3 protein-coding genes are annotated in these 2,963 nt (G+C 40.7%); 1 reads left to right on the forward strand and 2 read right to left on the reverse strand.

All coding sequences use genetic code 11. The features are described from left to right. Positions 1-545: 545 nt before the first annotated feature. On the forward strand, positions 546-1,766 hold the full coding sequence (locus R1Y93_RS11430) for an HlyC/CorC family transporter (RefSeq protein WP_500822889.1): 1,221 nt from the start codon (positions 546-548) through the stop codon (positions 1,764-1,766). Here R1Y93_RS11430 and R1Y93_RS11435 read toward each other — a convergent pair. Both R1Y93_RS11435 and R1Y93_RS11440 read right to left on the reverse strand, forming a co-directional pair. Further along, complete coding sequence (locus R1Y93_RS11435) at positions 1,763-2,485, reverse strand: YdcF family protein (RefSeq protein WP_500822890.1); 723 nt, start codon at positions 2,483-2,485, stop codon at positions 1,763-1,765. The two genes, R1Y93_RS11430 and R1Y93_RS11435, sit on opposite strands and share 4 nt — an antisense overlap. 52 nt (positions 2,486-2,537) lie before the next feature. Then, positions 2,538-2,963 (reverse strand): SPOR domain-containing protein (locus R1Y93_RS11440; RefSeq protein ID WP_500822891.1); only part of this gene is annotated, 426 nt, incomplete at its 5' end.

The raw sequence follows: 2,963 nt of genomic DNA on the forward strand, positions 1-2,963 counted from the left end.
TCTCTGTAGGTTCATCTATAGTCACATTTTCAGGAATCAGGCTGCTCTTCTTGATGGAAGATGACTGATACCCAGCATATGCAGGATAAATCTGACCGCCTGCCAGTGACATGGGAAATCGCTGCCGCAGCTAAAATAGCAATACTTTTTCTTTTCATTTTTTTCATTTCAGCACCTCTGTTATCATTTATATATCAAAATTTCATTCTTTTGTAATGTTTATGTAATAATTTGTTTTAAATTTTATCAGCATGATTATATCACAATTCTTCTTCTTTCGACACCCCCTAATTTATATTTTTTTACTCATCCCTTTTTCCTTGCTTTTTTCATAAAAATACTGTATATTTCTTTCAAGTCAAAAATCGTACTCCCACTGAGATATACTCTTATTACTCACCATTATAGAAGCGGGAGTCTTCTCGACTGTGATCAAAATTTAAAGGAGCGTGAATATATTTCGGATTCTGGTGTCCCTATACAGGTAGCCGCAATCCACAATTCTGATTGTACTGTCTGCCTTTTTTTCATCAGCAGAAACAGCAATGACAACAGTAAATAAGATTCGTATCCACTCCCTTGCAGAGCAGGGGAATCGACGGGCGGTCACATTAGAAAAGGTGATTGCCGACACAGGCAAACTGCTTACCACCGTTTTAATCGGAAATAATATTGTTAATATTTCCACCTCTTCATTGGTAACTACTTTAACGATCCGCGTTTTCGGGAATATCTATGTGGGCATTGCTACCGGTATCCTGACTCTGGTGATCCTGCTTTTTGGTGAGATCACGCCAAAAACCCTGGCTACCCTGCATAACGAAAAGCTTGCCCTGGCCTATGCCCGTCCTATTTATTTTCTGATGATCGTTCTGACACCGATTGTTTATATAGTAGGCAAGCTAGCCGCAGGGATCATGTTTCTTCTCAGAGTAGATCCGGACGCAAAACCACAGCAGATGACTGAGCATGAGCTGCGTACTCTGGTAAATGTAGGCCAAGAGGCTGGTGTGATTGAAAGCGAAGAAAAACAGATGATCTATAATGTGTTTGATTTTGGGGATTCCACAGCCAAAGATGTTATGATTCCCAGAATTGATATGACCTTTGTGGATGTAAATGCATCTTATGATGAATTAATGGATATCTTTAAGAAGGATATGCACACACGCTTTCCGGTTTATGAAGACAATACAGACAACGTGATCGGTATTATCAATGTAAAAGATCTGATTCTTTATCCAAAGAAAGATGAATTTTCTGTTCGTGAGCTTCTTCGTGAGCCTTACTTTACTTATGAATATAAAGGAACTGCTGATCTGATGCTGGAAATGCGTAAGGCATCTGTGAATCTGGCCATTGTACTTGATGAATACGGCTCTACTGCCGGGCTTGTCACACTGGAGGATCTGTTGGAGGAAATCGTTGGCGAGATCCGTGATGAATACGATGAAGATGAAGAAGAAGATCTGAAAGAACTTCAGCCAGGCCGTGAATACATAGCTTCCGGCTCAGCCAAGCTGGATGATATCAATGAAACCCTTGGCACTCAAATGGTATCTGAAGATTATGATTCCATTGGTGGTTATATTATTGAACAGTTGGACAGCCTTCCAACAGAAGGACAGTCCGTTACATTGGACAGTGGTATCCGCCTGGTGGTTGACAAATTAGACAAGAACCGTATTGAACTGGTTCATATCTGGCTTCCTCCAGCTTCCTCTAAAGATACTGATCCTTCAGAAGCCGAATCCCCTTTGCATTAAAATTGTAACTGTTCAGCACCTTCACAGTTGAAATCCAATTCAAGACGAAAGTCCCCTGCCAGGTTATAAAACCGTAAGCATGGGGACTTTTTACTTAGACCATAAGCTTGGAATTGCAATATGATCCGAGTAACTTCTCCGGCGACTGCCCGGATTCCTTCTTCAGTATCCTTCCAGTTTTCCCGAGTGATCCCATCCGGACAATCTGCACATACATAAAACTTTGTATCCGGATACAGCATCTGATAATACATCAAAGCTCTTCTTGCATGATAACTTTTACAGCAAAGAATTGCTTTTCTTATTGTAAGCCCAAGTCCATCTGTTATCTTTCTGGAATAAATGGCATTTTCATAAGTATACGTAGCTTTATCTTCCTTAAGGATTGCATGGTCCGGAACATGATTATGCACCAGCACATCCTTCAGAAATTCCCATTCAGTATCATACTTCCTGTTATAGTCCTTTTTGGGGGACAACACTCCTGAAAAATGTCCCATCACAACGCTGTACTTTCCGCTTGGCAGTATATACGGTGCATATCCTTCCATGTAAAGTCTGGCTGCATGTTCTGCCATTTCCGGATATCCGTTACCTGGAATAAAAATAATATCTGCTTTTTCTGGAATATCTTCTGCAAAAACAAAATCTCCTATCGTTTTCATAAATTCTTCCAACATAACTGTACCTTTCTGTTCATCTGTATTTGCAGGTATCATGTCCTGGGACTATACCTCCACATCATCTATAAAGATTATACCATTTTTCAGTTCACTTCGTCACGATCAATGTACTATAGCCATCCTCCCTCAGCCGCTGTTCCATACGGATGGCATTTTCAAGCTGTTGATATGCTCCCACCTGTACCTTAAAAAGATCTCCATCCCACAGTATATATGCAGGATAACCACGGTCTAATAATTGATACAGTAATCTATCTGCATTTTCACGGTTTCGAAATGCTCCTGTCTGTACCCGGTAATATAACGGATTTTCTGCATCAGTTTCATCCAGCGTTCCCAGTATGGCATCTGCAATTGCCTGTGGGATATCCTGCTTCTTTTCATCATAAAGGGTATTGTCTTTTTCTGAATTAATAAAACCTGTTTCTATCAAAAGTGCGGGCATCTTTGTTTTTCTCAGTACAACCAGTCCTGGCCGTTCCTGCACTCCGATCTCCCGAAAGCCCAATTCTCC

Source organism: Blautia sp. HA3515 (genome assembly GCF_059933065.1).